The following is a 25,380-nucleotide window of genomic DNA, read 5'->3' as shown; positions in this document are numbered from 1 at the left end:
CTTTTTAAACTTTAAAAAAAGGCCAAGACATAGTCAGAGCCCATTTTATTTACTAGATAATACTGCCAAAATCAAGGCAATCAGCAACCAGACAAAGATAAGAAATCCGGTCAGACGCTGCATTACAGCTTCAAATCCACGTGCTTTAGACCGCTCAAAAAGGTCGTTGGCACTAGAATCAAACACGTTACTAGATTGGTTTTTTGTTGGTTGCATAAAAATAGCAATGACAATAAAACCTGATAAAATGACTAAAATCGTTAATAATAGGCTATACATAAATAAAACTCCTTAAAATCCTTTCTATTTTACCATAAAATCTACTTAGATTCAAGATGTAAGGTTACTTTTCTTTCCTTGGGACAGTACTTCAATACCTCAATCTTATCAGGATGAGTCTTACTATTCTTACTAGTCAGATAATTCTGACTGCCGCAACTGGAGCATTTCAAATGAATTTTAACGCGCACTAGATTTCCTTCTTTTTCAATAAATTTCCAAAACAAAAAAGGTTGCTAAGGAGACTCAATCCCACTAAGCCTGCTGTAGCATAAAAGACTGAATGATAGCCTGCTGTCGCTGCAATAGCCGAGCCTGACATGGGGCCGATGACACCACCCAGATAAAAGAAAATCTGGTTGTAGCTAAAAATTCGAGAAATCCCAAACTTAGGCGTGATTTTGCTCAATAGAGCATTGACCCCCGGCACCAAAGCTCCGGTCCCTAAACCAAACAAGAAACGGTAAAAACCGAGTTGGAGTGGGGATCCTGCATGAGCACAGAGCAGGTAAATGATAATAGAATAAAACTGAGCTAAAACCAGCAGGCGATGATTGCCCATGCGATCCCCCATGCGGCCTAAAATACTTGAGCTCAGCATACTGGACAGTCCCATACTCGAAACAATCAGGCCAGATACAAAAATCAAATTGTCCGTTTGGCCTAACTCCCGAATGTAAAGGGAGAGAATTGGGCCGATAGACTGGGCTGCAAACTGGATAACAAAGCTAGTCAGAAAAAGAGTGAGCAAGAGCTTGGGATATCTAATCTGGCGAATGAGTTCCCCAAAGCCAATCTCCTCTTCCTTGGTGACTGGCCTAAAATCTTCTCTGATAAAAGCAGCCGTCATTAAGGTCGCAATTAGGAAGAAAAAACCAATCAGTAGAAAAACATTGCGGATACCAAAAGCTTCAGCAATCACTCCACCAATCAAGGGCCCCATGAGATTGCCCGCAACAACACCTGTTGCCAAAGTTCCCAGCGCATAACCAGTCTTTTCCTTAGGAACCTGACTGGCAATCAAGGCTGTACTGTTGGGCACATAGCCCGCAAAAACGCCGTTGAGAAAGCGCAAGACTAAGAGCCAAAAAATATTGGGCACAAAGGCAATGCCGCCCATGGTAAAGACCATAGCCGTAGCAGCCCGAATCATCATCGGCTTACGGCCATAGCGGTCTGCCAAACTACCCCAGACAGGAGATAGAAAGGCTGCCGAAACAGCCGAAAGAGCAATGCCAAGACCTGCATAATACTCCACCTCATGACCACGCGCTCCTAGCTGCTCCACAAAAAGGGGCATGAAAGGAGTGACTAGAGAAATGCTGGCACCTGTCAGGAAGTTCCCAAACCAAGCGATTTTCAGATTATGTTTCCAATTTACTTGTATCGTGATAGAATCATCTTCTTTCTAATTTCTGCAAAGCATCGCAAATCTGCTGTCGTGTTCCCTCAAGCGAGCCATTATTATCAATCAGAACGTCCGCCCTCTTGCGTTTTTCTTGGAGAGATAGCTGAGCTGCTATGCGTTTTTCTGCTTCTTCCTGGTTCAGAGCATTTCGATTCATAAGGCGACTGAGTTGGGTTTCTTCACTCACATCCACCAACCAGATTTGGTCAAACCAGTTATCATATTCTAGCTCAAACAGCAAGGGAAGATCCATGAAAAAGATATCTTCTGTCTCTGCTAGTAGGTCACGCCGGTGAGCCAGTTCCTCGCGGATAATCTTGTTCTGAAGCTGGCTGGACCGCGCCAAGACATCAGGATTCCCAAAAATCATAGCTCCTAGCTTGGGTCGGTCCAAGCGCCCATCTTCCTGTAAGATAGCTGTGCCAAAGGTAGATAAAAGAGCTTGATAAAGCCGTTCCCCCGGCTCCTGAAGCTCATGCACCACTTGATCCGCATCAATGACTTGGTAGCCTTGCTGCCGCAAAAACTCTGTCACAGTTGACTTACCCGAGGCAATGCCGCCAGTGATACCGATAATTTTTGCCATGGCAGCTACCTCGCTTTCTGGCAGTGAGGACAGAGATGAGTACCGCGTCCACCCAGCTTAATTTTTTCAATCGGGCTGCCGCATCTAGCACAGGGTTGACCAGTCTTTCCATAGACCTGCAGAAAATCCTGCATCGTGCCATCTTCGCCCAAAGCATTGCGGTAGGTCCGAATGGTCGATCCTCTCTTTTCAATCCCCAGCTGCAAAACTTCTATAATCTGCTCACGCAGCCGTTTCACTTCAGCAGGCTTTAGACTAGCTGCAGGCCTGGCCGGATGAATCCACACCCGCCAAAGGGCCTCATCTACATAGATATTGCCCAGACCAACGACTAAGGTCTGCTCCAGCAAATAGGGTTTGATGGGCTTCTTGGACCGACTCAAAGCTGCGGCAAAAGGTGGCAAAAGAAAGTCCGCCTCTGTCGGCTCTGGACCAAGCTTTCTGTCAGCAAAATAAGGCTCCAGCTGGTCTTTTCTAAGCAGCTCCATGGTTCCAAATTTGCGGACATCCTCATAAACAAGCGTCCCACCATCCGTCATCTCGAAAAAGACATGAGCATGCTTGCGCTCAGGCACCGCATCAGGATAAAAAAGGTACTTGCCTTCCATTCGCAGATGGGAAACCAGCACTCCACCCGTCAGGTAAAAAAGCAAATACTTACCCCGACGGCCAATCTTTTCAATGGTCTGACCTGGCAAGTCATGGACAAAAGCATCCACTCCCGTTCCAATCATCTTGGCATAGCGGACCCGCACCTGCTCAATCGTCTTGCCAACAACCAGACACTCCAAACCGCGCCGAACCGTTTCCACTTCAGGTAATTCAGGCATGAAATCTTTATCCTTTCTTATCCAAATGTAACATGTAATGCACCGTTCGACTTATTTCTTCAAATCCCGCACTCTTGTGAAAAGCTTGACTGACTGCATTGTCCATATCACAATCTGAAGCTAGCTGAGATACTCCTTTTTCTGTCGCCCACGACTGTGCAAACTCTAGAAGCTGAGTAGCAATACCATTTCTTTGAAAAGCAGGTGCTACCGCTATGCCTTCAATATATGCGATAGGAAGTTGCTCTGCTCCTTCCACATACTCCGAACGCATAGATAAGCTGATCCAAGCAACGGCTTCTCCTTCTATGTAGTACAAAAATTCATTAGGAAATTTGCCTTCAGAAAATGCTGCTAGTAATTTCTTTTTCTCTGTCTTCCAAGCTAAATGAGCAAAGTAAGCCCAGTCAGCTAGATGAGATTTTTCGACCACTCGAATTTCCCCTACCATTACCTTTTTCAATCTTCTCTTCCTAGCAGGCGGCGAGCATAGATCGCCTGACCTGAATGCATAGCAGCATCGTCAATGATCGATACTAAGCGATTCCCACGCTTAACAGCTGGAGTCCAATTCTCATCAATAACATCGTCCAGACTGTCTTCATTCACCTCTGATAAATAAGCAATTGTTGCCGCAACCGCATCAGACAGATAACCTTTGAGCAACTCAATATCTGTCACCACAACTTTATGCGCTTCTTGAGGAGTGTGATGCCAATCTTCCGTATCATCTGGTAAATCCAAAGCAAATTTTTTCTTCCAACCTTTAGAAAACCAGACTGGATTAGTCTTTGCTAAATCAGCAATCTGAAAATCCAGCTCCCGCGCCGTATGCCAAGTCAACCAAGTCACAGACTTAATGGACGGAACTGTATCCGCAACCGGAAAAGCATTCGCTTCTTCCACAGATAAATTATCCAGCACCGATAAAAAACGCTCCTCGACTCGTTCCACGTTTTCTACTAAAAGATTTACAAATTCCATTGCCCTGCCTCCTTAAAAAATTAAACTAATCACTGATTATGGCAATCTCAACTCAATGTCCCATAGCAAAGCTATCCGAGAAATACTCATCCAGCATCAGGCGGTGTTTATCCGATACATTTTCCAGCTCTGCTATTTCTTCTTTAGAAAAAAAGCCTAAACGCAGTGTTTCCTCATTATGAAAATTGGAAATATCAACATTCTCCAGTGCCTGCAATTCATACAGAAAGACAACTGTCTGCACTTTGTCACCATTAGGATAAGTTTCAGCAAAATTAGTGTAGACATTCAGCAAGCGCTTGGCTTCAACAGCAATGCCTGTCTCTTCGTAAAATTCGCGCACGGCTGCTTGCAAAGAAGTCTCCTCGAGCTCCATAGCTCCACCAGGAATCGCCCATGTTTTCTTATCGCCTCGCAACTGCAGAAGCACACGACCCTCCTCGTCTGCCAGAATTCCACCAGCAAAATTCAGGATAACTCTATCATGCCCAACCTTGGAGCGAATATAGGAAATGTAGTCTTTATTCATTCAAGTTTCCTATCTACGATTCAATCAATAATCAAAAATGAAAAATTCTTGCTCTTTTAATATTCCTTCTCATTATAGCCAAAGTCCGCCAAGTCCAGCTTCTTGTCCCGCCAGTTTTTCTTGACCTTGACCCATGTTTCGAGGAAGACCTTGTCTCCCAGCATGAGCTCAATATCGCGGCGAGCCATGGAGCCGATTTTCTTGAGCATGGAACCACCTTTACCGATGATAATGCCTTTTTGGCTGTCTCGCTCGACCATGATCGTCGCTCGGATATGAACCTTGTCCGTCTCCTCGTCTCGCTTCATGCTATCAACAACTACCGCGACTGAATGGGGAATTTCTTCACGAGTCAGGTGTAGAACCTTTTCACGGATCATTTCTGAAACCAAGAAGCGCTCTGGATGGTCGGTAATCTGATCTTCTGGGAAATATTGGAAACCTTCCTCCAGATTTTCACTAAGGATATCAATCAGACGGGAAACATTATTGCCCTGCAGAGCCGAAATCGGAACGATTTCTTTAAAGTCCATCTGCTGACGGAAATCATCAATTTGCGCCAAGAGCTGATCCGGATGGACTTTATCAATCTTATTAACCACCAAAATAACTGGCACCTTAGCCGCTTTCAAGCGCTCGATAATCATGTCATCGCCCTTGCCACGCGGCTCATCAGCCGGCACCATGAAGAGAACGGTATCTACCTCACGCAGCGTGCTATAAGCCGCTTCCACCATAAAATCACCTAGAGCCGTCTTGGGCTTGTGGATTCCCGGAGTGTCGATAAAGACAATCTGCTCCTTATCCGTCGTGTAAATGCCCATAATCTTGTTGCGGGTCGTCTGAGCCTTGTCACTCATGATGGCAATTTTTTGCCCCATGACATGATTCAAAAAAGTTGATTTGCCGACATTTGGTCGACCTAAAATGGCTACAAAGCCTGATTTAAAAGTCATTCTTCTATTCCTTCTCTAAAAAATAATATCCCACAATTTTGGCAGAAAGATAATCAAACCTGTGATAACTGCAAAAACAGAAACCACCAAAACTGCACCAGCTGCCATATCCTTGGCATTCTTAGCCCGCATAGAAAAGTGATAGTCACTAGCTAGATCCACAACATTTTCAACGGCTGAATTCATGATTTCAAAAGCGATCACCAAAAAAATACTTAGCAGCAAGAAAAGCCACTCCGTCGCTGAAATCCGAAAAATCAAACCTGCAATGATGGCAGCTAAAGCCGAAAGAACATGGCTCCGCATATTCTTTTCTTCCTTAAAAGCTGTGAAAATCCCCGTCAGAGCGAACTCCAAACTCGATATGACATCTCGATTTTTCCACTTGCGCTTGTTATTGTTATTGTCTTGTAAGTCCATAAGCTGTCAAAATTTCTTCCTGTAAGCCAAACATTTCCGCTTCTTCTTCCGGCGTATAATGATCATAGCCGTTGATATGCAGAAAACCATGCACCGCCAAAAAGCCCATCTCCCGCTCAAAGCTGTGGCCATATTCTTCCGCCTGCTCCCGCGCCTTGTCCACAGAAATGAAGAGCTCGCCAATATAAGCATCAAAATCCTCCAGCATCTCAGCCAGCTCAGGATTGTCCGCCAAATCTTCCTCGTCAAAGGCAATATCCAGCTCCGGCTTGTATTCCAAGCTGATGACATCCGTCGGCCGATCGGTGTCTCGGTACTCCAAATTGAGCTCATGGCTGCGCTCATTGGTCACAAAGGTCACAGCCATTTCCTTATTTTCTTTGCCGGTTTTTTTAGCTGCAAACTCCAAGATTTCCTGAGTCTGCTTGATGATTTCTTGAGAAACCTGACCGGTTTCATCCACCATTTCGATATACATATTTTACCTGCCTTGCTAATATTACTTTTATTATACCATATTTGAGCGCCTATGAGGACTCAAGCACACATTTTGAACTAGGAGAAATCCTGATTTAAAACCAAAAAAGGCTGAGAAAATCTCAACCTCTTTATCTAGTGCTAATTGCCGGGATCGAACCGGCGACCTCATCCTTACCATGGATGCGCTCTGCCTACTGAGCTAAATCAGCATTACCTATCTACTATATCACGTAGATAGATACTTGTCAATATTCTTTCTCATTTTTTTGCAAAATATTGGTCCCTAGTCAGATAATAATGCACCCGCGTCACTATGCGCCCTTCCTCATGCTGGTCCAAGGCTGCGTACGGATCTTCGTGCGAAAAAATCATACCTGACTTTTGCATGACACGGCCAGATGCTGGATTATCCGCATCGTGCAGCGCTACAATTTTATTCATCCCGATTTCCTCAAAAGCCAGCTCAAGCACCGCCCGATTGGCCTCCGTCGTATAGCCCTGATTCCAGTATTTTTTATTGATAATATAACCGATAGCTGCCGTTTTCAAGTCCATGCGGATCTTATGCAGGTCAATCGTCCCGATAAAGTCGCCAGTCTCCTTCAGCTCGATGCCCCAGCGTCCCAAAGGATTAGCTAGGTAAAACAAGGCAATATTATTGCGGGTTTCTTCTAGATTTCTGTTGGTCACAAAGGTATAGCGAACATTTTCCTCGTCCGCAGCATATTCAAACATGGCTGGTGCGTCATCCAAAGTCACTGGACGCAAGATTAACCGTTCCGTCTCAATTCTGGAATGTTGGCTCAGTTTAACATAGATATTTTCCATCTCTTCCTCCTGATTTTTTTTATCAGAATAGCATAATTCCCTGCCTAAAACAATCCTTTTTTTCTTGCTTTTTGCGACAGTTTCCTTTAAAATGAAAACATCACAATAATTGACCTAGGTTCCTTTGTAGTCCTGTATTCGGAGATCCTAGCGTTAGAAAAAGGAGTAAGGCTCTATGTTAATCGGAATTCCAAGAGAAATTAAAAATAATGAAAATCGCGTTGCCCTGACGCCAGCTGGTGTGCACAGTCTTGTAGGAAAAGGTCATCAGGTGCTGATCGAGACAAATGCTGGACTTGGATCTGGCTTTGCAGATGCAGACTATGAAAAGCAAGGTGCAAAAATCGTTGCCACTGCTGCTGAAGCTTGGGCAGCTGAGTTGGTTGTTAAGGTTAAAGAACCGTTGGAAACTGAATATCAGTACTTGCGTGAGGACCTCCTACTCTTCACTTACCTGCACATGGCCGCTGCTCCCGAATTAGCCCAAGCTATGGTAACTGCTAAAACTACCGGGGTAGCCTACGAGACTGTACGTGACGGACAAGGACAACTACCACTCTTAGTACCTATGAGTGAGGTTGCTGGTCGTATGGCGGTTCAAATCGGAGCTCATTTCCTAACCAAGCAAACAGGCGGATCTGGCGTTCTCCTTGGTGGTGTACCAGGTGTGCCAAAAGGTAAAGTCACCATCATCGGAGGCGGTGTGGTAGGAACTCATGCAGCCCGTATCGCTCTGGGACTAGGTGCTCAAGTTACGATTCTCGATATTAGTGCCAAACGTCTATCTGTGCTAGAAGAAGTCTTTGGCAACCAAATTCAAACTCTCATGTCCAATCCATTTAACATCGAGGCAAGCGTCCGCGAAGCAGATGTCGTGATTGGAGCTGTGCTCATTCCTGGTGCTAAGGCTCCAAAACTGGTGACTGACGATATGGTGAAGCAAATGCGCCCTGGTTCTGTTATTGTTGACGTGGCCGTTGACCAAGGTGGCGTTATCGAGACTGCTGACCGCGTGACCACCCATGATGAGCCGGTTTATGAGAAACACGGTGTCCTCCACTATGCGGTAGCCAATATCCCTGGTGCCGTGGCCCGTACTTCTACTATTGCTCTGACCAATGTCACCCTTCCTTATATCGAAGCGCTGGCTGGCAAAGGATTCAGACAAGCTATTGCAGACGACGCTGGATTGCGTGAAGGTGTCACAACCTATCACGGCCATATCACTAGCCGACCAGTTGCAGAAGGCTTGAACCTCGATTACACTTCTATTGACGAACTTATCTAATCATTTTTCTCTTATATACAAAACCCGAAGGAACTTCTAGTCCTTCGGGTTTCATTTGTCTTAAATTTAAACTTAGTATCATGCTGCCATCCATTTCGACAGGATCAACATTGCTCCACATCTTTAATTATCAAGTCGGTTACTCTTTAATAGACATTTTAAAAAAAGTATATAACACTTGTGATTGCTAGCCCTGACTAGGCTCTTCTTTCTGGTAAAAGTTCATCCCAACCTCAGTATCCTCGACCAGAATATCATCAGTCTGGCCCAACAGCAGCAAAGCGATGTAAAAGTCACCAACACAGCCCGCTGCATGAATACTAGCTAGAGGCAAGTAGAGAGTTGAACTGAGCAAGCCCAGCATGGCCAATAAAGTCAGAAGCAAGCTAATCAAAACAAAGGGAGCCAAACCAATGACCAAGAAGTCCTTACGATTGTAAAAAGTTCCTGGACTAGTCGCGTAGGCCATCCCATTTTTAAAACCAAACTTGACCTTGGCCTTCCCTTTACCAAAAAACTTGAAGAAGAAACCGTGGATGTACTCATGGATGACGACAAGGATAAAGGCAAAAACTAAAAAATAGGCAAGATCTAGACCCGAAAAATCATAATGGTCTGCACGAAAAATTAGCTGGGTCAATTTCGCAAAAAGCATTGAGAAAGGAAAAATCAGTAAGAGCCCCGCTACATTTAGACCGATTACATATTTCTTTTCTTCCATAAAGTTGATTTTTTTAATAAGTTTCATAAAAGCTCCTCCATTATTTTCGACCTTTACTCAAGACATAGGTGCTTGCACTGATAAAAATAAGAAGCCAAATCACCAAATTAGAGAAATCTTCAATTTTGAATGAATAGTCTCCTGTTTCAAAGAAGTTGATAAATGGATTCATAAAAGTAAACCGCAGAATATGCTGTATTGTTTTATCAAAACTAGCAAATAGAGGTACGAAACTAATCAGCAACAGCGGAAATAAACTATAAACCTGAGCTTGAGATTGTGTCTTGGAAATACCACCAATAAAAAGATTGATTAAAAGGATAATAACAATAATGAAGAGATTGATCAAAAGATAGATAGGCCATTTGCCGGAGAGATCTACATGCAAATAATATGGGAAAAAAAGCAAGGCAAAGACTGTAAATAGGAAGGGATAAACCAACATGGATAAGAGGTATTCGCCAGAACGAACCCCGCTCAACATTAAGGTTTTTAAATTGCGCTTCTCCTTGTCCTCTGCCATCATAATAGACACCATGTAGCCGCCACTCATAGAAAAGGTCATAGGTAGGATCATCTTCAATAGTCCTTGACCTGCATTGCCATTCTTATTTAAAATCATATTGTACAAAAAGAGGAGGCCAAAGGGCAGCAAGACGGACATAAGCAAAGAAGAGTTTGTCAATAAAATCTGAGTACGCAGCCATGTGAGAGCTTTAATTTTTTTATACATCTAGTTTTTCTCCTGTTAATTGAATAAAGATTTCTTCTAATGTAGGTTCGCAAGAATGTACTGTAATAGCCAATTTTAGGTCTTTTGTAGCCAATTCTGAGAACGAAATTTGCTCGGTTTCTCCATTTTCATAGCTAATTTTAACTTTCTTGGCTGTGTTATATTTTTGAATAATAGCTTTCGGCTCGCCATATTCTACTAATACTCCCTTATTTAGCAAGGCCAGTCGATCACAAAGGGCGCTAGCTTCATGCATATCATGAGTCGTCAGAAAAATGGTTGTTCCCTTTTTCTTCAGCTCAAGCAAAAGCTCATGAATCACCTTGGAAGTACGAGGATCAAGCCCACTCGTTGGCTCATCCAAAAATAAGACCTCAGGATTATTTAAAAGAGCTCGAGCTAGAAACATCCGCTGCTTCATACCTGTCGAAAGCTTCTCTGCTACAATATTTTTGCTTTCTAACAAACCAACCTGCTCTAAAACTTCATCTATCCGCTCATTTTTTAAACCGTATAATTTCGCATATATCTGCAGGTTTTTATAGAGAGTCATCTTCTCATAAAAGCCACTTGTATCAGATACTAGGCCAATCTTCACCAAATCCTGAGCATTAATAGCATCTGAAGCTTTACCAAGGATTTTACTTTGACCATTGTCGGCATCAAGCTGGCCTGTCAGGATATTAATTAAGGTTGTTTTTCCCGACCCAGATGGTCCTAAAAATCCGAAAATTTCTCCTTGATCGATATGAAAATTAATCCGTTCTAAAGCTTTTTTATCTCCAAAACTTTTGGAAATATTCTCTACTTGAATCACTTGTGACATAAGACCTCTTCTCACTTTCTTACTTATAATAAGGTTTAACGATTTTGTACTGGCTGACAGTAACATAAAGATAGATGACCGATACCGCAATCCAAGCTAAAATCATATCCAGTTGGAATAGAAGATTTAGCGGTATCAGTCCAATATAGATACTAGGAAAGATAAAACTCACTAATTTCAGGTGAACTCCTTTTTAGCTGACAAACAGCCTATTTGAAATATCTCTTAACTGCTCGATAAGACTCAGCATTGATATAGACAAAAATAATGGTTAAGACAATCATGCCAGATACGACCTGCATCGGTGTTCCAACTCCAAGAATAAAGAGTAAGACATAGAGGCCTGGAATGAGGCGTTGATTGAGGTTGAAGAGCGTTAAAAAGCTTTGTTCATAATGAGCCTGCAACTCTCCTTCATCATAGGACAGCGCATAGTCCTTCATCTCCTCAATGGTTGGCATAGCAGATAATTTATATTGACGAACCTTCTGAGTGGTTTTCAATACAAGAATTTGACCTAAAATCAAAGCAAGAAACAGTGCAATATCATAAAATGGAATGTCAATCGTCATGTCTGACCCTAGTAGCGGACCTAGGTAGCTCACTCCTACAAAGAGGGTGAATAGAGTCAGAGCAGACGAAATATTATATAAAATCGTCGCATATTCTAGGGTTTTAAAAGTTTGACGATAGAGCTCATAGCTTTTATCATCATCTTCTTCTCTCTGGTAAGCCCCGTGAACTTTATGCGTCTGATAGAGCAAGAAAAAGGTTACGGGATAGAGAATAAATAAACTCGCTCGACCAATGTTCTTCAGCAGTTCAACATTTAAGACGGTCGGCCAAGAGAAATGCTCAAAATGAGCCATTATAAAGCCAATTACTCCTCCTAATATAACAGCAAGAATTAAGATGCCGATATTTCTCAATATTCTTTTCTTTGTTGACATTGTTTTCTCCTATTCTTAAATAAGCGCAGTCAGCCAAGCCATGACTTGGCTAATAAAGTCAGAGGCAGTTTCCAGTATTTCACGGCCAAATAAAGGTAAAATAATCAGCACTGTCATCAGAAAAATAAAGTGATTTCTGACTTTTTTGCTCATTTTATTCCACAAATAATCCTTTTGGAACCATCCTGCCAGATAGGCATAGCCCAAGGCTACAAAAATCCCTAGCTCAGTTGACGATAGCACTACAACTGCGAAAATCAGACGAATATAAGCTACTTTTATCCCAAAATAATCTGCCAAACCTGCGCAAACACCAGCAATTTTTGCTTGTTCTTCGTTAACTTTAAAGTTTTCCATAAATTCTTGCATTGTTTTTCTCCTTGTTTTACTTTCCGTCACTTGCGGAAAAGCACTAATATACTTACACAGCTTATCAGGATCAGCTCAAGTACTACCGTGATACAGAACTTGCTTACTAGTCTTCAAGACAAGATGGCTAGCATAAAATTTCTCCAGCAACTGATTACTCCTAACGGCCTACTCTTCCTCCACTAGGCGAAAGACATTTTCGACACTTTCGTTGAAAATCTGAGCAATTTTGAGAGCAATGACCACGGAGGGCGTGTATTCATCCCGCTCCAGCAAGCTAATCGTTTGCCGCGACACGCCGGCTTTCTTGGCCAAGTCAGTTTGATTCAGCCCGTCTCTGGCCCTCAGCTCTTTAAGTCGATTTTTCAGCTTCATGACAACACCTCTCAGTCTTCTTTCAGTTCAACAGACTTGATATCGTCAATACGCATGAGCTTAATTTTTGTTTGACCTTTTTTATTGGTCTTACTCAACTTAACCCAATCGTCATCGGCATCAACAATCATCCAGCCATCCGTTCCAAAAACTTCACCGATGATGATCGGTTTTTTCCCAATCATTTCTTTAAAAAAACGTGACATTTCTCCACTCCTTTCTTTACTTCTCTCTAAACGTTTCAACTTCCTTTTTACATTTTTCAATTCACTGGATGACATCAGCCACAAGCCAGAAAATATCGGAAGTAGACACCAAAACAGTATCTCCATTTGCCCCTCCTTTTATCTTTTCTTCTTAACTTAAATACATTGTAACAGATTCTTTTCTTTTTGACAAGTATATTTGTCAAAAAAATAAAGATTTTTGTCATAAAGACTTAGATCCTTTACAAATGTTTGAGAAAGATACCATGAAGGCTGTGCAGTTGGTAAATCCGAAATAACTTTCTGAAGGCATAAAAAAAGCCCCATATGAAACCAATGAAAAGCATCATTAGAAAGATTCATATGGAACGATCTTATTTGATAAAAAGAAACTTGCTATTTTTCCTTGTATAGCTCAAGGAAATCATGATAAGACTTTAAGAGATGATCTTGGTCATCAGATGAATAAGAACGATCTAGTTTGACGTTTGTATAGAGATCGGTTTCTCCTTCAGACGCTAGAAGTCTGATACTCGTTTCATAAGAATCTTCTCCAGTTACAACCAAACTCCAGCCGCTAGCAAGTTTTTCCTCTATATTTGGAAATTGCTGGCTTAGCTTCAACTTTTTGATCTGTAAAGTTTCTTCCCCTTGAATGAGGGTAAAGTTATGTGGACTGTTGAGTAAAACCAAGCCGTACTTCTCTAGTTTATCATCCAGATTACTAGCGCCATAGACAGGATACTTGTCACGGATACTCAGGGGCTTAAAATAATCTTTTAGATAAAAGGTCTGCCCGTTTTCAATATTGGTATAGAGAGTATAGATAGGATTCTCCTCATGAGCGTTCGAGTAGTCATTTTCTTGCTTACCACCCGGTAGATAGACTTCAAAAGCAAAATAATATTGCCCATCCTGAGGATCTTGATATAGCTGATGGCTAACCTTCCCTGGTATGGCTTGACTATGCAGGCTTTGAGCCAATTGGACTAAATCGTAATCTTTATACAACGCTTCAACTTGATTAAATAGCTTAATTTTTACATGGTTCTTATGTTTATTGTCCTTAGTAAACGCCTGATAACTGTCAAAGTGAAAGGATTGATCAGAGTAATTCATTTCTTGCTGTAAGATATACTTATCAGACAAGATAGCAGAGTTAGGATTTTTCACCATATAGATCTTGTCTTCAAGTTTTTCTATCTGAACAGCCTCATCTTTCGCTCTTGTAGCTTTCTTTTCTTGGGATGTTTGAGCCTGTCTTTGCTCAGACTGAATGGTCATTTTTTCCCTCTCAGAGACATAAAAAGCTAAAAATAAACCAAGTGTAAAAGCCAAGGTATAGCCAGCAACATTCAAAAAGATTTTATTTTGAAAGCATTTTTTTATTTTTATCACTATCTTCTGCACCTACTTTTCCTCCGGAACTTTTACTTGACGAAGCTGCCCATCGATAAGAACATATATAATCCGACCAGACTTGATCATTTCATCATGATTCAAGCTAGGTACATCATTTGTCTCAAACTGTAATGAATCAAGAAGTTGATGGCCATTTTGTACTAATATTTTGGTCTTCCCTACTGCAAGATTGCTGTTAGTCCCAGTCTGATTCACTGTCATTTGCCCCTCTTCAAGACTAAATATAGAGAAGATTTTGTACAAGATTCCTTGATCCACAATTCCCTTAACGATATTCATATCGGATTCATGTACATTGTTGTTTGGTTTATATTGAAGCCAGGTGATATAGCGTGTCTCTCTCGGTTTATTGATTTTAGAATCCTCAATCATCCTACTGTAATCACTTACAGATTTTGTACCTAATTTATAAGACATGGCTGTGTCGATACTAACTTGATCAAACCGCACATCCCTTATATAGGAATAATTGGACTCTATAAAACTTAGACTATTTATATGGTCATCTAGGTTGAAATTCTGGAGATAAACAGGTCCTTTTTTGAAATCAACGGTAACTATTTCCCCAGTATTGATATCAAAGCCGATAGGAATCATCCCTTCTATCGAATTAAGTTTGCCTTCTTCTTTTACTTTCTCCATGAAAAAATCATATGAAAGGGGAGTCGATAAATCTTTTGTCTGTTTCAAAGCTCGGTCTGCCTCGTAATCTTGTTTCTGTTGAGCAGACCAAAAGGGAGCTTCACCTGGATAATTGAAAAGATTAGCAAAATTTGAAACTTGTTGAGTTAGATCTTCTTTGTATTGAAACTGTGGATAGATCGTAAAACTACCTTTTTTAGCCATTTCAAAAATATGAGGATATTCTTGGTAGAGATTGATCAGTTCTCCTCCTTGATATGGTCGCATTGTGATAGTATCATCAGTATCAATAACGAAGCTCAGATTCTTCAAGCGCTCTGCAAAGACAGGATTGGCTCTGACAACCGATAATTCCCTATTACTCCTGCTAGTGATTTTTTCCTCAGATGAAGATCCTATAAGGCGAGTAATGCGACTTTCTAAGGTCTGTAAATCAATGATAAGAGAGAACTCTCGAGCATCTCCATCAATTTCTTCCAACCCTATTTCTAAATAGGGAGCCTTGGTTGGTGAGTCAAAAGCATCTATTTTCGCCGTACTGATGATCTTATATTTCTTCTTTTCTTTGAGAAGGATATCTCTTACATCAATCTTTCTCAGTGACTGAATCCCTTCATCCTCTTTGTAAATATCAATTTGATAAAAATACTCAGACTTCTCTTTATCATAAAATGCTTGCCCCTCAGAAGGATCCTGAGTTTTGGGAATGCGATAATTCTGAGCAATAATGTAGCCTTCCTTCTGCTGGACATCACCAAACATATCAATGGCCAAAGCAAAATTTCCGATCTTTTGAAAATCTCTTACTTGCCCATAGGCGATTTGATATTTGGACTGGCTCAGTCTAGCATCTTCCTCGTTCCTGGCTGTAAGATGAGGGACAAGAGATTGATAGTAGACATGATATGTCACAAAAGCGAATAGAAAGAAACTCGATATTTTCAGGATTTTTTTGAGACGTGCTTGATTCATATTTTTCCCTTATAAAACTATAATAATACCATTTTATCATACTTTTCTTTTGCTTATAGCAGGAAGTTTACAAAAAATGATATAATAGTCCATAATCTATCTAAAAGGAGAATAGGATGAAGAAGCTAGAGAATTTCTCTTGGCAAATGTGGCAGATTTATGCTTTGGCAACACTGGTCATTTTTCTTATCGCTGGTGCTTGTTCTTTCTTTTTCACAAAAGAAGCTGCTTATGTGGTCAAAGAAAGAACTTATGTCTATAAAGGAAAGAATCAGCGTTTAACAGATTATACAACTATTGGTGAGACCGAGCCAGAATTCCCTATGATTGCTCTTTCTTTTAAAGAGAGCGACGAGTGGAGTCCGTATGATTTTGCTGTTGGACGGAAATTTTTAGCATTTCAGGATTCAAAGCAGTATGTGGGAACACTGAAAGCAAAGGACAAGGAAGAATACTTCCGAATTCGTTATTATAAACTGGGTCAGGAGCAAGGGGATGGCCAAACGATTGATGTCTTGAAACTCGTTCAAGATATGGGTTATGTCACCATAGAAGGCAAGATGGATAATCTTATGTATTCTGATGGAAAAGATGAATATGCAAAAATTCGGATAAACGATAATGATGAAATCTATGTAAACCTAACCAGTAAAAAAGCAACAAAAAAACAGCCCAAAGAGGCGATTCATTTCGGATATGGAGGGCTCTACCGGGTACTTTCAAGTCCATCATTTATCACAGGGATATATAAGTATGATAGCGAAAATGTAACTACGGATTGGCCTACTTTGTTTAGTTACAAAAAGAACGATTACCAATCACGTATAACGGATAGTGATGCTGATGATAGTGATCGCAAACCAGAGGATAGCCTACTCCTCTCAATATTGAAAAAATACGGCTATATAGTAGTTTTAAAAGAAAACATGACCCTCAACGATAGCATCACCCTAACAAAAATGTTCTTCCCCGATGCCGGCTCTTTTTACTGGAGCATTAACAAAAAGTATACAAAGAGTGGCGAAGAAGAATTAATCCGTACGGAAGAAGAGTGCAAGCAAGTCATTAAGGAGGAAGCCATTGAAAAAGAATTTAAAGATTGATACGGACAAGAGAAAAAGTTTCATGGTGCTTATATGCTTTCTAGTGGTCTCGTCTTTGTTTTTCTACCGAAATCTAGAAGCTCATCTCAAAGGCTTTTACACCAATCGTAATTTTTGGGGAGAGATTAAGATAACTGGCTTTTCCTGGGCTGAAGAAAATTGGGGCATAGATGTCAATTATACCTATACTGAAAAAATTAAGGACAAAACCATCTCTGTCCCTGTAAAAAAATCGGTCCGCTTCAAACAATTAGTCATGCCTTATTACGACAAGATGGATATAGACAAGTGGAGGAACCCTATATATGATGAATCTATCAGAGTATATGCGCCAATTATTGAAAAAGCTTTAGAAATTAACCCCGAGCGAACTAAATTGGAACAATCTTTGACGAGAAAATTAAATCAGGCTTCACACCTAAAAGGGGGAACTGTTAAGCTGAGAAGCACTCTATCTAACCAAAATAGATTTGGTAAAGGTGAGCTCTGGTATAGCGATCGTATGGAAGATGCTGTTAGCAATAACCATTCTATTCTTGAAGAATTGTACGATTTGCCTTTAAATGATGCCTTATCACATAGCGCAGTTTATGTTCAAATTATCTTACCAGAAGAAAAATACAAGGAACATTTTTATCTAAGAGACCAAATCCAGCAGTTGCTAGGACAATTAAGCTTACCTGATGGAACCTATGTATTGGGAACGATTGATGAGAAAATCGATTATTATGTTGAGGTTAAGCAAGGAAAAATCATAGAAGGGAGATAGACATGTCAGACAATAAAGAGAGAAGGAAAGAAGGTTTCTCTTGGCAAATTGGATTATTGATTGTATTTTATCTGGTCATCCTTGGCCTACCCTTTTTAAACGATAGATCACATCCAATTTATATTTTTCAAAACGAGGATTCTATCTTTTGGGGCAAAGATTTTAGAAATTTGATTAATTCTTATTTTTTAACTTGTTTTACCTTATTTTCCATTTTGCCTGCCCTAGCTCTTTTATTCAAATCCATTTTGAAAAAGAGAGGCTATCCTTTTATAGCAAGCCTACAATCCTTCCTACTTTTCATAGCTAGTTTTATCTTCATGATGTATACCCTGTTTTCTATCACTATTCAAAGAGATATTTATAGGCTAGATTGGGGATTTTACTCTTGTCAAATCATTCTTCTAATTTATATTTTTAATGATTTGCGCTTTCTGAGAGCTAGAATTAAAAGTGAGACAGTGGACTAGATAGCAAGGTATGATTCCATAGGAGTCATACCTTTTAATTTTTCTTACGAGCTATAACTTGCATTCAGAAGCATAGTAAATTTTACTTTCTTTTTTAGCTATTACAATCAAGCTAAGTCCACTCGGATTTAGCTTTTTTGCGCGTACAAAAAGACCTACCCCAGTGGATAGATCTTTATTTTCTTACAATTTACCTGCTACTGCATCCAACAAGTCTTGGATTTTCGCTTGGTTGCTTCCTCCTGCCATGGCCATGTCTGGTTTACCACCACCACGTCCATCAACGATTGGAGCCAATTCTTTGACCAAGTTACCTGCGTGGATATCTTTTATCTTGCTAGCTACAAGGACATTGACCTTGTCACCGATAGCTGCCACTAGGACAAGAAGGTCAGAGTAATCTTTTTGTTTCCAGTTATCTGCAAAGGTACGAAGGGCACCTGCGTCAGATACAGAAACTTGGCTCGCAATATAACGGTAGCCATTGACTTCCTTCACATCCTTGAAGACATCGCCAGCAGCTGCGGCTGCGGCTTTTTCTTTCAATTCTGCATTTTCTTTTTGGAGTTGACGAAGTTGCTCTTGAAGGCCTTCAACTTTATGAGGTACTTCCTTGAGTTGAGGTGCTTTCAAGGTAGCTGCGACAGCTTTAAGGGCGTCTTCTTGCTCACGGTAGGCTTCAAAGGCTTCCTTACCAGTCACGGCCAAGATACGGCGAGTTCCTGATCCGATCCCTTCTTCTTTGACAATCTTGAAGAGGCCAATCTCAGAAGTGTTGCCAACGTGCGTACCACCACAAAGCTCAACTGAGTAATCGCCGATAGTCACAACACGAACTTCCTTGCCGTATTTCTCACCAAAGAGGGCCATAGCTCCCATTTCTTTAGCAGTGTCAATGTCCGTTTCAATCGTTTTAACCGCAATTGCTTCCCAGATTTTCTCATTGACTTGTTGTTCAATGGCACGCAATTCTTCTGGAGTTACAGCTTGGAAGTGAGTGAAGTCAAAGCGAAGGAATTCTACTTCGTTAAGAGAACCTGCTTGTGTCGCATGATTTCCAAGGATATTGTGAAGGGCAGCGTGAAGCAAGTGGGTCGCTGTGTGATTTTTCATGACACGAAGACGACGATTGCTGTCGATGCTAAGTGTATATTCTTGGTTCAAGGCAAGCGGAGCATGGACTTCAACTGTATGAAGTGGCTGTCCGTTTGGTGCTTTTTGAACATCTGTTACAGTAGCCACGACGTTTCCAGCAGCATCCAAGATTTGTCCGTGGTCAGCTACCTGTCCACCCATCTCAGCGTAGAATGGAGTCTCTGCAAAGATCAGAGAAGCAGTTCCTTCAGAGACAGCTTCTACTTCAGCATTGTCCGCTACGATAGCCACCAGTTTAGAAGGCAATTGACTGGCATTGTAGTTAAAGACGCTCTCAACAGTGATGTTTTGAAGGGTTTCATTTTGCATCCCCATTGAGCCACCCTTAACAGCTGATGCACGCGCACGTTCTTGCTGTTCTTTCATGGCTGCTTCAAAACCTTCACGGTCTACAGTCATCCCAGCTTCTTCTGCGATTTCTTCTGTCAATTCCACTGGAAATCCATAAGTATCATAAAGTTTGAAGACATCTGAACCAGCAATCACTGATTGACCTTTTTCTTTCAAGTCTGCTACGATACCTTGGGCAAAGTGTTGACCTGAGTGAAGGGTACGAGCAAATGACTCTTCTTCGCTCTTAACGATTTTCTCGATAAAGTCACGTTTTTCAAGCACTTCTGGGTAGTAGCTTTCCATGATTTTTCCAACTGTTGGAACGAGTTTATAGAGGAAAGGTTCGTTGATGCCCAATTTTTGACCATGCATAGAAGCACGGCGAAGCAGACGACGAAGGACATAACCACGGCCTTCATTTCCTGGAAGAGCACCATCACCGATTGCAAATGAAAGGGAACGGATATGGTCAGCGATGACCTTGAAGCTCATGTTGTCGCCATCTTGGTCGTAGACCTTACCTGACAATTTCTCCACTTCACGGATAATCGGCATGAAAAGGTCTGTCTCAAAGTTTGTTTTAGCTCCTTGGATAACCGCCACCAAACGCTCCAAACCAGCGCCCGTATCAATGTTCTTGTGTGGCAATTCCTTGTACTCGCTACGAGGTACAGCTGGGTCTGCATTAAATTGTGACAAAACGATATTCCAGATTTCGATGTAACGGTCGTTTTCGATATCTTCAGCAAGAAGACGAAGACCGATATTTTCTGGGTCAAATGCTTCTCCACGGTCAAAGAAAATTTCTGTATCTGGTCCAGAAGGTCCCGCACCGATTTCCCAGAAGTTGTCTTCGATTGGAATCAAGTGACTTGGGTCCACTCCTACTTCAATCCAGCGGTTGTAAGAATCTTTATCGTCTGGATAGTAGGTCATGTAGAGTTTTTCAGCTGGGAAGTCAAACCACTCAGGGCTTGTCAAGAGTTCATAAGCCCAAGTAATAGCTTCATCACGGAAGTAATCCCCGATAGAGAAGTTCCCCAACATCTCAAACATGGTATGGTGACGAGCAGTTTTTCCGACATTTTCAATGTCGTTGGTCCGAATGGCTTTTTGCGCATTGGTAATACGAGGATTTTCAGGGATAATGGTCCCGTCAAAATATTTCTTAAGAGTGGCTACCCCTGAGTTGATCCACAAAAGAGTCGGGTCGTTTACAGGAACCAAGCTAACTGATGGTTCTACAGAGTGGCCTTTGCTTGCCCAGAAATCCAGCCACATTTGGCGAATTTGAGCACTTGACATTTGTTTCATTTTATTTTTCTCCTTAAATCTTTTTAATGTTTTTTATGATGAACTTTCCAGCATTTCCACATAGTCAATGGCGACGCAGAGGGAAATAACCAAATCTGAGTAAGCCTCATCATAGACACTCACCTGATAAGTGGAGGTCAGATGGAAAAGTTCCTTGGTGATCTCTGCCACGACTTGATTGCGATCATCTATTAATTTAAAATTTAAATCCCAGATATTGCCCTCGATACGAAGCCCCAGATTATCAAACTCATACTTATCTCGCCAGAAGGTCAACTTCTTACGAATAACGAAATTTGAACCGTTTCGTAACTGGATATTAAAGCGAGGAAGCAAAGTGAAAAATTCTTTGCTGATTTCACTGACTTGCTCACCATAGGCGTCATAGATTGTAAAGGTCTTGGGAATCTGGAAAAATGACCCTTCCACCTGATAAGCTACATTGCCTCGATCATCCTTGATATCAAAACGTTCACCGCCTAGGCGAAATTTTTGTTTGACAAGATAGGTCTTCATCGCTTTACCTCCAGAGTCAAGATAAAAGACAAGTTCCTTGTCTGAAGGGCGAAAAACCGCGGTACCACCTTCATTCAATGAACTTGTCATTCTCATTAGCTATTTAGTTTGAAACATGAGTAGCATGATTTTTCCTCTCACATGGCTCGCAGCACCGCCAATTCTCTGAGCTGAGATCTAGAAAATCAATTCTCAATAGTTTTATTATACTGACTTCTTGACTTTTCGTCAAGCTTATTCTGCTGCAGGAGCTGGTTTTTCTTCAGTATGAGCAGCTTCTGACTTGCTTTCTTCTGAGCTTGAAGCCTCAGATTTTGCTTCTTCCGAGCTAGAAGATTGTGATTTCTTTTCTTCTGAACTAGAAGACTGAGACTTGCTTTCTTCTTTAGACGATGAGCTAGAAGTATCTCCTTCTACATATTGGGCAAAGACATTTTGGAAAGCTGGATCCTTCACTTTCAGATTCGCTTCCTTCAATTCTTTAGAAATGACTGAACGAATAAAGCTTGCATCGTTTTGTTTTTGAGTCAGGATTCCCTCTTTTAGTTGCTTCTTGTAATCGGTCCATTTTGCAGATTTTTGAGTCTTCTTCACCAATTTAACAATGTAGTAACTTGCTGAATAATTCTGTCTACCTCTTACAGTGATCACATCAGAGACACCATTTTCTTCTAAGGCAAAAGTAGCTTTTTTAACGGCATCTGGAATCGTTGTAGAGGTTGAGTCGAATTTCACCTCGCCGCCCTTATCTTTGGTGTCCTTGTCGGTTGAGTTTTCCTTGGCCAACTGACCAAAGTCTGCTCCCTCAGCCTTAGCTTTTTCAAGCACTTCCTTAGCCTTTTCTTCACTGTCCACCTTGATAATTTGAGCCGTTACTTCTGGGGTATACGTTTCAAAGAAAGCCTTGTAGTTGTCATCTGTCAACTCTTTTTCAGCTGCTTTCTTAACAGCGTATTCAACTAATTTATTTGCGCGGATCTGGTCTCTGTATGCCTCTTCTGTCATTCCGCTTTGAGCAAGAACATTTTGGAAGGCAGAACCATAAGCGGATTTCATTTTTTCAAAGGCTTCTTCAACCTCTTTATCCGTCACTTTTTTGCCATACTTTTCTTCAAAAACTTGCTTAATGGCCATTTGAAGCAAAACTTGCTGAGAGGCACCATTATTTTTTACTTGATCGTAAAATTCATTAACGGTGATTGTCTCACCTTTCATTGTCACAATATCTTTATCTTTTGCTGTTTGTGAACATGCTGCTAAAGCCACTACAGAAAAGAGAGTTACTGCTCCTGTAAGGATTTTTTTCTTCATTATTTTATCTACTCCTTCAATAAATTCACTTTGTCTATTGTACCACAAATCTAACTTGATATCTTAATTTTTCCTAAAAATTTTTGGAAATTAAGAAAAAATCAAAGATGTCATTTTTTTCTAATCATAAGCAGTCCATCTCCCAGGGGAAGCAGACTCGCAGTCAAATCTGAACTGTCCAAAGTTGCGTCAAAAAGACTATGCAAACCACGGTAAATAGCCCGCTGGCCACGCTTAATTTCCTCAAAAGGTTTGGCAACATCTCCACCTTGGAAAACATCATCAATGAGAACCAGACCACCAGGATTGAGGCGCTTGAGGACTTTGGGCAGAAAGACCACATACTTAGACTTGGCAGAGTCCATAAAGACAAGGTCGTAAGAATCCTCCAGTGTCTCAAGCAAATCCATTGCGTCACCTTCCAGTAAGGTAATCTGCTGGCGGCTATCATACTTAGCAAAATTAGCCTTGGCCAACTCAATCATCTCTGGATTGCGGTCAATGGTCGTAATCTGAGCCTGAGGCGCATGTTCCGCCATCAAAAGGGCCGAAAAACCGATAGCCGTCCCGATCTCTAAAATCTTCTCTGGCTGCAGGCTTTCGAGTAGCAGGCGGAAATAAGCCACTGTCTCATGGGGAATCACGGGTACATTTTCAGCTCTGGCAAAATCCTCTAGTTCCTTGAGTCCACCAGTGACCGGCTGGAGACGCTGTCTCATAAAGTCTACAATTTCTTCTTTGACCACTGGCCGACGCATATTGGGATTGGAGTTTTGATTATAAGTCTCGACCATCTTATGCCAGTCCCAACTTCTCTACCAAGGCCTCGAATTCGTCTAGACGACGCTCAAAGACAGCAAAAGCAGCATTTAGGTAGTCTTCTTTTTCCATATCCACACCTGCTTTTTTGATGACATTGAGTGGATAGTCAGAGTTCCCAGCTTTCAGATAATCCAGATACTTGTCCTTGTCTTCTTGACTACCATGGACAATCTTTTCAGCCAAGGCAGAAGCCGCTGAAAATCCTGTCGAATATTGGAAAACATAGTAATCGTAGTAGAAATGCGGAATCCGAGCCCATTCGTATTGAATCTGCGGGTTGTCTTCTTTTTTCAGTCCATAGTATTTCTCGTTCAAGTCAGCGTAAAGTTCATTGAGAAACTCGCTGGTCAAAACTTGACCTTCTTGGTCAGCCTTGTGGATCGCATGCTCAAACTCTGCGAACTGGGTTTGACGGAATACCGTACCTCTAAAGCCATCCAAGAAGTGGTTGAGAATCGCAAATCGCGTAGCGTCGTCTTCTACTTCTTCCAAGAGCTTCTCTGTCAGGATGTTTTCATTAGTCGTCGAAGCAATCTCAGCTAAGAAGATAGAGTAGTCTCCGTAAACATAAGGCTGGGTCTCACGTGTATAGCTAGAGTGCATACTGTGACCCGTCTCGTGCACCAAGGTAAAAAGATTGTCTAGCGTGTCCTGCCAGTTAAGCAACATAAAGGCGTTGGTATCGTAAGAACCGCCTGAGTATGCTCCTGAGCGCTTGCCTTGATTTTCATAAACATCAATCCAGCGCTCTGAGAAAGCTGTCTTCACTCGGCTCAAATAATCCTCACCCAGAATAGCCAGAACTTCCTCAGACTTAGCCAAGGCTTCCTCATAAGTGAACTTGTAGTCTGTCTCTGACAAAGGTGTATACATATCATACATCTTCAAGTCAGAAATGCCTAAAATCTTCGCTCGCAAAGCGATATAACGCTGCAAAAGAGGCAAATGCTTATTGACAGCTGAAACTAGGCTATCATAAACACTTTCTGGAATAAAGTCAGCTGATAAAGCCGCTTCGCGGGCAGATGAAAACTTGCGGACTTTCGCATTGTAATTGTGAACCTTGACATTGGTCTGCAAAGTCTTAGCATAGGTGTGCTGATACTGCTCGTAGACGCTGTAGAGAGCCTCATAAGCTTCCTTACGGACTTCTCGATTCTTAGACTCGACCAAGGTGATATAGTTGCCGTGGCTAAGCTGAACTTCATTTCCATCTTCGTCATGCACCATTGGAAAAACAATATCTGCATTATCCAAAATAGCAAAGGTTTCGCCCGCTGCCCCAAAGATTTCCCCAGCACCGGCCAATAGCTCCTCTTCGCGCTGGGTCAGGATGTGGGCTTTCTTTTTCAAAAGCTTGTCAAAATAATGTTGGTAAAGTTGCAAACCTGGCTGCTCAGCCAAGAAAGCTTGGTACTGCTCTTCTGTAATCGCCATAAACTCAGGCTCATAGAAGGCAAAGCTTTGACCGAATTCACTATAAAGAGTCATCCCCTTAGCCTGATATTCTTGATACTTGGCCACGCGAGTATCCTGGTCGTTCTTCATATGAGCATAGGAATAAAGTTTCTCAATACGGCGCATCAAGTCCAACTGCACTTCAGTCGTTTTTAAGAGACTATCAGCCGAATCCAGCAAATGCCCAGCCAAACTAGCTGCCTTCTTCACTTCTTCTGAAACCTGCGCCAACTCCGCTTCAAAGGCTTCATCTGTTGGGAAAATTGTTGTCAAATCCCAAGTATATTTTTCTTCAATTTCATTTCTTTGTTTTGCCATAGAAATT

30 protein-coding genes and 1 tRNA gene are annotated in these 25,380 nt (G+C 41.5%); 4 read left to right on the top strand and 27 right to left on the bottom strand.

The window, feature by feature from the left end; all coding sequences use genetic code 11:
* Window positions 1-45 precede the first annotated feature (45 nt).
* The 13 genes from secG to FZ941_RS08220 all read right to left on the bottom strand — a co-directional run bounded on the left by secG (window position 46) and on the right by FZ941_RS08220 (window position 7,300).
* Window positions 46-279 carry a preprotein translocase subunit SecG gene (gene secG, locus FZ941_RS08280; protein ID WP_005590722.1) on the bottom strand — a complete coding sequence of 78 codons (234 nt, stop codon included), beginning with the start codon at window positions 277-279 and terminating at the stop codon, window positions 46-48.
* A gap of 41 nt (window positions 280-320) precedes the next feature.
* The gene (gene rpmG, locus FZ941_RS08275; protein WP_005590723.1) at window positions 321-470 is read right to left on the bottom strand and encodes a 50S ribosomal protein L33; all 150 of its coding nucleotides are present in this window, start codon (window positions 468-470) and stop codon (window positions 321-323) included.
* Window positions 470-1,666 (bottom strand): multidrug efflux MFS transporter, encoded by a 1,197-nt coding sequence (locus tag FZ941_RS08270; protein WP_398587576.1) that lies wholly within the window; start codon window positions 1,664-1,666, stop codon window positions 470-472. The genes rpmG and FZ941_RS08270 overlap by 1 nt, the downstream gene beginning before the upstream one ends.
* Window positions 1,667-1,676: 10 nt before the next feature.
* Window positions 1,677-2,273 carry a dephospho-CoA kinase gene (gene coaE / locus FZ941_RS08265; RefSeq protein ID WP_148887523.1) on the bottom strand — a complete coding sequence of 199 codons (597 nt, stop codon included), beginning with the start codon at window positions 2,271-2,273 and terminating at the stop codon, window positions 1,677-1,679.
* Window positions 2,274-2,278: 5 nt separating this feature from the next.
* Window positions 2,279-3,103: a DNA-formamidopyrimidine glycosylase gene (gene mutM, locus FZ941_RS08260; protein WP_148887522.1), complete on the bottom strand. Its 825-nt coding sequence runs from the start codon at window positions 3,101-3,103 to the stop codon at window positions 2,279-2,281.
* Between the two features lie 7 nt (window positions 3,104-3,110).
* Window positions 3,111-3,554 (bottom strand): GNAT family N-acetyltransferase, encoded by a 444-nt coding sequence (locus tag FZ941_RS08255; RefSeq protein ID WP_148887596.1) that lies wholly within the window; start codon window positions 3,552-3,554, stop codon window positions 3,111-3,113.
* 8 nt (window positions 3,555-3,562) lie between these two features.
* Window positions 3,563-4,087, bottom strand: coding sequence for a DinB family protein (locus tag FZ941_RS08250; RefSeq protein WP_148887521.1), 525 nt, complete (start codon window positions 4,085-4,087; stop codon window positions 3,563-3,565).
* 52 nt (window positions 4,088-4,139) lie between these two features.
* Window positions 4,140-4,616 (bottom strand): NUDIX hydrolase, encoded by a 477-nt coding sequence (locus tag FZ941_RS08245; protein ID WP_015605448.1) that lies wholly within the window; start codon window positions 4,614-4,616, stop codon window positions 4,140-4,142.
* Between the two features lie 56 nt (window positions 4,617-4,672).
* Window positions 4,673-5,572, bottom strand: coding sequence for a GTPase Era (era, locus tag FZ941_RS08240; RefSeq protein WP_061422545.1), 900 nt, complete (start codon window positions 5,570-5,572; stop codon window positions 4,673-4,675).
* A 15-nt stretch (window positions 5,573-5,587) separates the two neighbouring features.
* Window positions 5,588-5,992, bottom strand: a complete 405-nt coding sequence (locus tag FZ941_RS08235) for a diacylglycerol kinase family protein (protein WP_148887520.1) — start codon at window positions 5,990-5,992, stop codon at window positions 5,588-5,590.
* Window positions 5,973-6,470 (bottom strand): rRNA maturation RNase YbeY, encoded by a 498-nt coding sequence (ybeY, locus tag FZ941_RS08230; RefSeq protein ID WP_061909641.1) that lies wholly within the window; start codon window positions 6,468-6,470, stop codon window positions 5,973-5,975. The genes FZ941_RS08235 and ybeY overlap by 20 nt, the downstream gene beginning before the upstream one ends.
* 138 nt (window positions 6,471-6,608) lie before the next feature.
* Window positions 6,609-6,681: transfer RNA gene (locus tag FZ941_RS08225), tRNA-Thr, on the bottom strand.
* Window positions 6,682-6,730: 49 nt separating this feature from the next.
* On the bottom strand, window positions 6,731-7,300 hold the full coding sequence (locus tag FZ941_RS08220) for a GNAT family N-acetyltransferase (RefSeq protein ID WP_148887519.1): 570 nt from the start codon (window positions 7,298-7,300) through the stop codon (window positions 6,731-6,733).
* Between the two features lie 175 nt (window positions 7,301-7,475).
* Here FZ941_RS08220 and ald point away from each other — a divergent pair, with 175 nt between their 5' ends.
* The gene (gene ald / locus FZ941_RS08215; RefSeq protein WP_148887518.1) at window positions 7,476-8,588 is read left to right on the top strand and encodes an alanine dehydrogenase; all 1,113 of its coding nucleotides are present in this window, start codon (window positions 7,476-7,478) and stop codon (window positions 8,586-8,588) included.
* Between the two features lie 187 nt (window positions 8,589-8,775).
* Here the strand turns inward: ald and FZ941_RS08210 are convergent, their stop codons facing one another.
* From FZ941_RS08210 to FZ941_RS08160, 9 genes are all read right to left on the bottom strand, one after another.
* Window positions 8,776-9,336: a DUF3267 domain-containing protein gene (locus tag FZ941_RS08210; RefSeq protein ID WP_148887517.1), complete on the bottom strand. Its 561-nt coding sequence runs from the start codon at window positions 9,334-9,336 to the stop codon at window positions 8,776-8,778.
* 13 nt (window positions 9,337-9,349) lie between these two features.
* On the bottom strand, window positions 9,350-10,042 hold the full coding sequence (locus FZ941_RS08205) for an ABC transporter permease (protein ID WP_148887516.1): 693 nt from the start codon (window positions 10,040-10,042) through the stop codon (window positions 9,350-9,352).
* Window positions 10,035-10,868 carry an ABC transporter ATP-binding protein gene (locus FZ941_RS08200; protein ID WP_005590738.1) on the bottom strand — a complete coding sequence of 278 codons (834 nt, stop codon included), beginning with the start codon at window positions 10,866-10,868 and terminating at the stop codon, window positions 10,035-10,037. The genes FZ941_RS08205 and FZ941_RS08200 overlap by 8 nt, the downstream gene beginning before the upstream one ends.
* Window positions 10,869-11,077: 209 nt before the next feature.
* A complete protein-coding gene (locus FZ941_RS08190; RefSeq protein WP_148887515.1) occupies window positions 11,078-11,818 on the bottom strand; it encodes a DUF3169 family protein in 741 nt (246 codons plus the stop codon).
* Between the two features lie 15 nt (window positions 11,819-11,833).
* Entirely contained in the window at window positions 11,834-12,187 is a 354-nt protein-coding gene (locus tag FZ941_RS08185; protein ID WP_148887514.1) for a PspC domain-containing protein, read from the bottom strand.
* 168 nt (window positions 12,188-12,355) lie between these two features.
* Window positions 12,356-12,562 carry a helix-turn-helix transcriptional regulator gene (locus FZ941_RS08180; protein ID WP_005590740.1) on the bottom strand — a complete coding sequence of 69 codons (207 nt, stop codon included), beginning with the start codon at window positions 12,560-12,562 and terminating at the stop codon, window positions 12,356-12,358.
* A gap of 11 nt (window positions 12,563-12,573) precedes the next feature.
* Window positions 12,574-12,768, bottom strand: coding sequence for an aspartyl-tRNA synthetase (locus FZ941_RS10810; RefSeq protein ID WP_262366288.1), 195 nt, complete (start codon window positions 12,766-12,768; stop codon window positions 12,574-12,576).
* A gap of 396 nt (window positions 12,769-13,164) precedes the next feature.
* Window positions 13,165-14,052: a hypothetical protein gene (locus FZ941_RS08165; RefSeq protein ID WP_262366287.1), complete on the bottom strand. Its 888-nt coding sequence runs from the start codon at window positions 14,050-14,052 to the stop codon at window positions 13,165-13,167.
* A 126-nt stretch (window positions 14,053-14,178) separates the two neighbouring features.
* Entirely contained in the window at window positions 14,179-15,804 is a 1,626-nt protein-coding gene (locus FZ941_RS08160; RefSeq protein ID WP_148887510.1) for a hypothetical protein, read from the bottom strand.
* Between the two features lie 116 nt (window positions 15,805-15,920).
* Between FZ941_RS08160 and FZ941_RS08155 the strand changes: the two genes are divergently transcribed.
* From FZ941_RS08155 to FZ941_RS08145, 3 genes are read left to right on the top strand one after another with little or no spacing between them, the layout of a single operon-like run.
* Window positions 15,921-16,907, top strand: a complete 987-nt coding sequence (locus FZ941_RS08155) for a hypothetical protein (protein WP_148887509.1) — start codon at window positions 15,921-15,923, stop codon at window positions 16,905-16,907.
* Window positions 16,885-17,676 carry a hypothetical protein gene (locus tag FZ941_RS08150; RefSeq protein ID WP_148887508.1) on the top strand — a complete coding sequence of 264 codons (792 nt, stop codon included), beginning with the start codon at window positions 16,885-16,887 and terminating at the stop codon, window positions 17,674-17,676. Before FZ941_RS08155 ends, FZ941_RS08150 begins: the two co-directional genes overlap by 23 nt.
* 2 nt (window positions 17,677-17,678) lie before the next feature.
* Entirely contained in the window at window positions 17,679-18,146 is a 468-nt protein-coding gene (locus tag FZ941_RS08145; RefSeq protein WP_148887507.1) for a hypothetical protein, read from the top strand.
* Between the two features lie 183 nt (window positions 18,147-18,329).
* Here FZ941_RS08145 and alaS read toward each other — a convergent pair whose 3' ends face one another.
* From alaS to pepF, 5 genes are all read right to left on the bottom strand, one after another.
* Window positions 18,330-20,948: an alanine--tRNA ligase gene (gene alaS, locus FZ941_RS08140; RefSeq protein ID WP_148887506.1), complete on the bottom strand. Its 2,619-nt coding sequence runs from the start codon at window positions 20,946-20,948 to the stop codon at window positions 18,330-18,332.
* 33 nt (window positions 20,949-20,981) lie between these two features.
* Window positions 20,982-21,560 (bottom strand): LURP-one-related/scramblase family protein, encoded by a 579-nt coding sequence (locus FZ941_RS08135; RefSeq protein ID WP_187418405.1) that lies wholly within the window; start codon window positions 21,558-21,560, stop codon window positions 20,982-20,984.
* Between the two features lie 138 nt (window positions 21,561-21,698).
* Window positions 21,699-22,775: a peptidylprolyl isomerase PrsA gene (gene prsA, locus FZ941_RS08130; RefSeq protein ID WP_148887504.1), complete on the bottom strand. Its 1,077-nt coding sequence runs from the start codon at window positions 22,773-22,775 to the stop codon at window positions 21,699-21,701.
* Between the two features lie 110 nt (window positions 22,776-22,885).
* Window positions 22,886-23,569, bottom strand: coding sequence for an O-methyltransferase (locus tag FZ941_RS08125; protein WP_148887503.1), 684 nt, complete (start codon window positions 23,567-23,569; stop codon window positions 22,886-22,888).
* A gap of 1 nt (window position 23,570) precedes the next feature.
* Window positions 23,571-25,373: an oligoendopeptidase F gene (gene pepF / locus FZ941_RS08120; RefSeq protein ID WP_148887502.1), complete on the bottom strand. Its 1,803-nt coding sequence runs from the start codon at window positions 25,371-25,373 to the stop codon at window positions 23,571-23,573.
* Window positions 25,374-25,380: the final 7 nt, after the last annotated feature.

It is taken from the genome of Streptococcus sp. Marseille-P6264, from assembly GCF_902460355.1.
Taxonomy (GTDB): Bacteria; Bacillota; Bacilli; order Lactobacillales; family Streptococcaceae; genus Streptococcus.
Note: the sequence above shows the minus strand (reverse complement) of the source record. Positions and strands in the feature narration are given on the sequence as shown.

What these genes read in the sequence shown, in the direction of transcription:
- era (WP_061422545.1), bottom strand. Translation starts at nt 5,572, where the DNA reads ATGACTTTTAAATCAGGCTTTGTAGCCATTTTAGGTCGACCAAATGTC.
- FZ941_RS08125 (WP_148887503.1), bottom strand. Translation starts at nt 23,569, where the DNA reads ATGGTCGAGACTTATAATCAAAACTCCAATCCCAATATGCGTCGGCCA.
- ybeY (WP_061909641.1), bottom strand. Translation starts at nt 6,470, where the DNA reads ATGTATATCGAAATGGTGGATGAAACCGGTCAGGTTTCTCAAGAAATC.
- secG (WP_005590722.1), bottom strand. Translation starts at nt 279, where the DNA reads ATGTATAGCCTATTATTAACGATTTTAGTCATTTTATCAGGTTTTATT.
- FZ941_RS08250 (WP_148887521.1), bottom strand. Translation starts at nt 4,087, where the DNA reads ATGGAATTTGTAAATCTTTTAGTAGAAAACGTGGAACGAGTCGAGGAG.
- alaS (WP_148887506.1), bottom strand. Translation starts at nt 20,948, where the DNA reads ATGAAACAAATGTCAAGTGCTCAAATTCGCCAAATGTGGCTGGATTTC.
- coaE (WP_148887523.1), bottom strand. Translation starts at nt 2,273, where the DNA reads ATGGCAAAAATTATCGGTATCACTGGCGGCATTGCCTCGGGTAAGTCA.
- pepF (WP_148887502.1), bottom strand. Translation starts at nt 25,373, where the DNA reads ATGGCAAAACAAAGAAATGAAATTGAAGAAAAATATACTTGGGATTTG.
- FZ941_RS08235 (WP_148887520.1), bottom strand. Translation starts at nt 5,992, where the DNA reads ATGGACTTACAAGACAATAACAATAACAAGCGCAAGTGGAAAAATCGA.
- FZ941_RS10810 (WP_262366288.1), bottom strand. Translation starts at nt 12,768, where the DNA reads ATGTCACGTTTTTTTAAAGAAATGATTGGGAAAAAACCGATCATCATC.
- FZ941_RS08220 (WP_148887519.1), bottom strand. Translation starts at nt 7,300, where the DNA reads ATGGAAAATATCTATGTTAAACTGAGCCAACATTCCAGAATTGAGACG.
- FZ941_RS08210 (WP_148887517.1), bottom strand. Translation starts at nt 9,336, where the DNA reads ATGAAACTTATTAAAAAAATCAACTTTATGGAAGAAAAGAAATATGTA.
- mutM (WP_148887522.1), bottom strand. Translation starts at nt 3,103, where the DNA reads ATGCCTGAATTACCTGAAGTGGAAACGGTTCGGCGCGGTTTGGAGTGT.
- prsA (WP_148887504.1), bottom strand. Translation starts at nt 22,775, where the DNA reads ATGAAGAAAAAAATCCTTACAGGAGCAGTAACTCTCTTTTCTGTAGTG.
- FZ941_RS08155 (WP_148887509.1), top strand. Translation starts at nt 15,921, where the DNA reads ATGAAGAAGCTAGAGAATTTCTCTTGGCAAATGTGGCAGATTTATGCT.
- FZ941_RS08190 (WP_148887515.1), bottom strand. Translation starts at nt 11,818, where the DNA reads ATGTCAACAAAGAAAAGAATATTGAGAAATATCGGCATCTTAATTCTT.
- FZ941_RS08200 (WP_005590738.1), bottom strand. Translation starts at nt 10,868, where the DNA reads ATGTCACAAGTGATTCAAGTAGAGAATATTTCCAAAAGTTTTGGAGAT.
- FZ941_RS08135 (WP_187418405.1), bottom strand. Translation starts at nt 21,560, where the DNA reads ATGAGAATGACAAGTTCATTGAATGAAGGTGGTACCGCGGTTTTTCGC.
- FZ941_RS08165 (WP_262366287.1), bottom strand. Translation starts at nt 14,052, where the DNA reads ATGACCATTCAGTCTGAGCAAAGACAGGCTCAAACATCCCAAGAAAAG.
- ald (WP_148887518.1), top strand. Translation starts at nt 7,476, where the DNA reads ATGTTAATCGGAATTCCAAGAGAAATTAAAAATAATGAAAATCGCGTT.
- FZ941_RS08160 (WP_148887510.1), bottom strand. Translation starts at nt 15,804, where the DNA reads ATGAATCAAGCACGTCTCAAAAAAATCCTGAAAATATCGAGTTTCTTT.
- FZ941_RS08245 (WP_015605448.1), bottom strand. Translation starts at nt 4,616, where the DNA reads ATGAATAAAGACTACATTTCCTATATTCGCTCCAAGGTTGGGCATGAT.
- FZ941_RS08180 (WP_005590740.1), bottom strand. Translation starts at nt 12,562, where the DNA reads ATGAAGCTGAAAAATCGACTTAAAGAGCTGAGGGCCAGAGACGGGCTG.
- FZ941_RS08145 (WP_148887507.1), top strand. Translation starts at nt 17,679, where the DNA reads ATGTCAGACAATAAAGAGAGAAGGAAAGAAGGTTTCTCTTGGCAAATT.
- FZ941_RS08255 (WP_148887596.1), bottom strand. Translation starts at nt 3,554, where the DNA reads ATGGTAGGGGAAATTCGAGTGGTCGAAAAATCTCATCTAGCTGACTGG.
- FZ941_RS08205 (WP_148887516.1), bottom strand. Translation starts at nt 10,042, where the DNA reads ATGTATAAAAAAATTAAAGCTCTCACATGGCTGCGTACTCAGATTTTA.
- FZ941_RS08185 (WP_148887514.1), bottom strand. Translation starts at nt 12,187, where the DNA reads ATGCAAGAATTTATGGAAAACTTTAAAGTTAACGAAGAACAAGCAAAA.